Here is a 5,077-nt window from a genome sequence, read left to right as displayed (position 1 = left end):
GGGCGACCCACGCTCCGTCGATCGACCCGGGGCGGGATGCGGCCCTCGTCGAACGGTCAGTCAGCACTGTAACTGGACTGCCTGTTCCAGGCTATGGCATCAAGCAGGCGGCCCACAGGAGGGCAACAAGTGGCGCGCACCACATCACCCAGGCGTCCTGCAGTCAGCGTGTGAGGAATGCTCGGTGGGCGCGCGCCAAACCCTGCTCACCTGCACCAATCAGGGGAAACGGCGCCCGGCCCCCGGCGACGGCGAGGACTCGTGCATGCACCTACGGGGCCGGCGATGCTCCGGTTCGGTCGTCCGCCCCGCTGTCCGCGCTCTCCCATCATCCACGCCGGGAGAGCGACACGACGATGGACCACCTAGCACCAACAAGGCGGCCCGCGCGCTTGTGTACCGCTCCATCAGGAGCCTCCTGAGGTGCGCAGGAGGGCGGCCGGTCTACAGAACGATCTCCAGCGCCTGCGCGACACGCCTGCAGCTGACATCGCACCGCGTACTGAATCCCTGTAGACTAGCCGGTCTACAATGTCGCGTTCAGACGTTCAACATCACATCGTCAGACTAGGATCGCCTCCGTGACGAGTGCCCGAGCCGAGCCGCCCGCGCGGCGCCTGACCGCCCGCGGTGCCCTCACGCGCGACCGCATCGTCCAAGCCGCGGCCGAGCTCATGCACGCCAACGGGGTCGCCGGCACGACCATGGACCAGGTGGTCGAGGCCTCCGGTACCAGCAAGTCACAGCTCTACCACTACTTCGACGACAAGGACGCCCTGGTCACCGCGGTGATCAAAATGCAGACCGCACGTGTGATGGAGCGACACGAACCCCACCTCGAGCAACTCAACTCACTGCAGGGTCTGCGGCGTTGGCGTGACGCGGTCGTTCGTTTCGTCGACGAGCGCCACGGAGCGCACGGCTGCGCGATCGGCTCGCTGGCCAGTGAGCTGGCGGACCAATCCGAACCAGCGCGGATTCTGATCAACGCTGCGTTCCAGAACTGGGAGTCCTACCTCGCCGCGGGCATCCGCCGGATGCAGGACCGCGGCGAACTCGACGCCCAGGCCGACCCTGCCGAACTCGCCACCGGCATCATGGCGGCCTACCAGGGCGGCTACCTCCTGTCACAAGCCAGACGAAGTGCGCAGCCGATGGCACTGGCGCTCGATTTCGCGATCCGCAACGTGGAAGCCCTCGCGCTACCGCAGAAACGCGAATCCGACGCAGCGAGCTGATCAGCCCAACTCGGGGAAAGTCCCACCGACATGCGGACACCCCTGATGTCGCCGCGCTGAAAGCCGAGCACGACCTGCGCGAGCGGCAGCCCCCGGCGCTCCATAAGCTCGAGGAACAGGAACGGACGGCAGCGCTGCAGCCTGCCGCCGTCGGCAGCGGCGGTGAGTTCGCGACTATGCCGGCCGGCGGTGTCAGGTCCAGTCGGCTACTCAGCCGCGGTAGGCCTCGAGAAGACGCAGCCAGACCTCGCTGATCGTGGGGAAGCAGGGGACGGCGTGCCAGAGCCGGTCGACGGGCACCCGGCCGGCGACGGCGACCGTGGCCGAGTGCAGCAGCTCGCCGACGCCAGGGCCGACGAAGGTGACCCCCAGCAGAACGTTGTCGTCGAGGTCGACCACCATGCGGGCCCGACCCTGATAGCCGTCGGCGTACAGCTTGGCCCCCACGACAACCTCACCGATCTCGACATCGACCGCGCGCACCCGGCGCCCGGCCCGTTCAGCCTGCGCGGCCGTGACCCCGACGGCGGCTGCCTCGGGAACTCCGAACACGACCTGCGGAACGGCGAACGTGTCCGCGGTGGCGGTGTGGGCGCTCCAGGGCCCGGTCTCCACCTCCTGTCCGGCAGCACGTGCACAGATGACATCACCGATGATCCGTGCCTGGTACTTGCCCTGGTGGGTGAGCAGAGCCCGGTGGTTCACGTCGCCGGCCGCGTAGAGCCACCCGAGGTGGGGCCCCAGCACCCGGCCGTCGTCCGCGATCTCCAACCACGACCCCGACATGAGCCCCACCGTCTCCAGCCCGATTTCCACGGTGTTGGGCGCCCGGCCGGTTGCGAACAGCACCTCGTCCGCCTCGAACTCCGAACCGTCCTCCAGCAACACCGTGGTAGGCCCGGCGGGCCGGCGACGCTGCAGCTCTCCCACTGACACACCGGTGCGCACCTCCACCCCAGCTCTGCCGAGCGCCTCAGCGACCAGCTCACCGGCGAAGGGCTCCATGCGGTGCAGCAACCGCCCCTCGGGCTCCAGCAGCGTGACCGATGCCCCCAGCCCGTGCCACGTCGTCGCCATCTCAACACCCTGCGGGCCACCGCCGATGACCGCGAGCCGGTCGGGAACGGCGCTGCTCTCGGTGGCCTCACGGTTCGTCCACGCGTGCGCGGCCGCGATACCCGGGATGTCGGGGATCGCCGCCCGGCTGCCGGTGCAGACCACGACCGCATGCCGCGCCTCGAGCATGACCACGTGGTCGTCCGGCGTAGCAACGGCGACCCGGCGGGCACCATCGAGCCGAGCATGCCCGCGGAACAGCTCCGCACCGATTTCCTTGACCCGGTGCGCCCGGCCGTCGTCGTCCCAGTTGGTCACGTAGCGGTCGCGACGCCCGAACACGCCGGCCGTGTTGAGCGGCCCGGAGACCGCATCCCGCGCGCCGTCGACACGGCAGGTATCCGCGAGGGCGACGACCGGCCGCAGCATCGCCTTGCTGGGGATACAACCCCAGTACGCGCAATCACCGCCCACCAGTTCCTGCTCGACCACCGCAACCGTGAGCTCCGCACCTCGGACCCGGTCGGCGACGGTCTGCCCCACCGGGCCGGCACCCATGATGATGACGTCGAAGACGTTGTCCGTTGTCCCGTTCATTCCCCGTCCTTCCCGCAACGATCGTCGTGTTGGTTCGCGCTCGTACTGGTGGTGGCCGTGCTGGACGGGTTCTCCGACCGGGCTGAGGTGCGCGCCGAGCGCCCTCGGCCTGGTACGACGACGCCCTCCTCTTGGGCTGGTCACCAGCGCGGCGAAATGGTCACACCCGGCATTCGTGGCCCCGTCCGCGGGGGAAGACAAGTAGAGAGACAACCCGCAGCATCGAGGGCGCTGTGCGCTTCAGCTATGAACGGGGCCGGGCCGCAGCCGTAGGCCGCTGCATCGGCCGACACGCCCAGCCTGTCGGGCGCCGGCGCAGTGAGCCGCCCCGCGGTCGTGCCCGTCACGGCCGGCTCGTCCGAGGTGGCCGTGCTGGAGAAGATGCGGACGCCGGCCGCGGACAGGGCATCGGGGGGTCGGCGGTCTCGCGCGCGAATGGGTGCTCCGGTGGGCCGCGAGCTGTGTGGCTCCACCAGACCTCCCGCGCACGGTCGTGCGCGGCCAGGTGGTGGAGCCGACCCGTCACCGTGCGGCTCGTTCGCCCTCGTGATAGCCCGTGGCAGCAGTCCTGATCATGAGCCTTCTCCCGACCTCAGTTCGACATGGCCTGCAGGCGCCGCGGCGAGCGCCACCCGGTCGACGGCCAGAGCCAAGGCCGTCCGCACCGGCTGCTCGCTACGCCCGGCGTGGGCCAGCACCAGCCCGCCCTGCAGTGCGGCCATGACCCCGGTGCCAAGTTCGGTGATGTCGGCCGCGGCGTCGAGTTCGCCACGCTCTTGCATGCGGCGAAGTGCGGCGGCGAGGTAGGACTCCCACGTCCGGAATGCGTCCTCGAGCTTGGTCCGTGCAGCGCTGGACTGGTCGGCCAGCTGGCCGACCAGCGCGCCGATCGGGCAAAGGCCGACTCCATTCCGCGTTCGGTTCATTGCCACGAAGGCATCGGCCCACTCGCGCAACCCACTGACGGAGTCCACCCGGGCGAGCAGCGACTGCTGGCGAGCGAGCACGGGGTTCACCTGGAAGTCGATCACCGCCTCGATCACCGCCTCCTTGTTCGCGAAGTAGCGGTGGAGCTGCGAGCGACTGGCGTTCGACGCGGTGAGGACCTGCTCGATGCTCGTTCCCACGACACCACTGCTGAAGACGATGTGGGCGGCAGCACGCACGATCTGCTCGCGCGCCACCGCGCCCCGGTGAGTCCGCAGCGGAGCCTCCTCCGCGGCATCATGTGTAGGCATCGATCGAATGATAACTAGTACAGACCAGACGGTCCACTTTCATGCCGTGATTCGTGGCACTGCACTCCGGCAAAGCGGCCACTATTCGGGCATACATGAGAAATCGTCTGGACTGATCGGTCCCAAGTATCTCGCATGGCAGGCGGTCGTCAAGCAGTCGGACTAGCGCGACCACCGGGACGACGGGTGCCGGAGCCAGCCCGCTGCACGGCGCCTGACCCCACGTGGAGCGTCCGTGCCGCCGCGAATCTCATGCGTACCGCAGGCGTTGACGGCACCACCCACCACCATGGGCCAGGTGGTCGATCGCGTCGGGCATGAAATGTGCCCGGCCCGTCCAGGTCGTGTGTGCAACGTTGAACTAAACGGTCAAAGGCAATGTTGCGCCCGGCTCCCGTCCTTCTGTGGCCCGTGTCGATCGCTTCGAGTGTGGGGCGGTAGCGGGCGGGATGGGTCTCCTGGCAGGCAGCGAGGCGGGGCGACGTGCTGTGGCGCCTTCCCGGCGGCTCGGATGCGGGTCGGTTATCTACGTGGACTCCGGCGGACCCGGGCGCCCACCGCACCCGGGCCGCCTTGTTGGTGCTAGGTGGTCCATCGTCGTATCGCTCTCCCGGCATGGATGGGAGAGCGCGGACAGCGGGGCGGACGACCGAACCGGAGCATCGCCGGCCCCGTAGGTGCATCCACGAGTCCTCGCCGTCGCCGGGAGGACAGGCGCTGGCTCCCTGGTTCATGCAGGTGAGCAGGGGTGGGTGCGCGGCCACCGTGGATCCCTCACGCGCCGACTGGAGAACACCCGGGCGATGTGGTGCGCGCCACTCGTTGCCCTCCTGTAGGCCGCCTCGTTGATGCCATAGCCTGGAACAGGCAGTCCAGTTACAGTGCCGACTGACCGTTCGACGAGGGCCGCATCCCGCCCCGGGTCGATCGACGGAGCGTGGGTCGCCC

3 protein-coding genes are annotated in these 5,077 nt (G+C 69.0%); 1 reads left to right on the top strand and 2 read right to left on the bottom strand.

Annotated elements, in window-relative coordinates; translation table 11 throughout:
- The first annotated feature begins 581 nt into the window (after positions 1–581).
- Positions 582–1,238, top strand: a complete 657-nt coding sequence (locus ABD743_RS04715) for a TetR/AcrR family transcriptional regulator (protein ID WP_344719236.1) — start codon at positions 582–584, stop codon at positions 1,236–1,238.
- A gap of 210 nt (positions 1,239–1,448) precedes the next feature.
- Here ABD743_RS04715 and ABD743_RS04710 read toward each other — a convergent pair whose 3' ends face one another.
- Both ABD743_RS04710 and ABD743_RS04705 read right to left on the bottom strand, forming a co-directional pair.
- Entirely contained in the window at positions 1,449–2,891 is a 1,443-nt protein-coding gene (locus ABD743_RS04710; protein ID WP_344719234.1) for a dihydrolipoyl dehydrogenase family protein, read from the bottom strand.
- 572 nt (positions 2,892–3,463) lie between these two features.
- On the bottom strand, positions 3,464–4,129 hold the full coding sequence (locus ABD743_RS04705) for a TetR/AcrR family transcriptional regulator (RefSeq protein WP_344719232.1): 666 nt from the start codon (positions 4,127–4,129) through the stop codon (positions 3,464–3,466).
- Positions 4,130–5,077: the final 948 nt, after the last annotated feature.

Origin of the sequence: Pseudonocardia yunnanensis, from assembly GCF_039534065.1 — a bacterium.
In the GTDB taxonomy this organism is placed as follows: domain Bacteria; phylum Actinomycetota; class Actinomycetes; order Mycobacteriales; family Pseudonocardiaceae; genus Pseudonocardia; species Pseudonocardia yunnanensis.
This window is presented reverse-complemented; position numbering and strand designations above follow the sequence as displayed.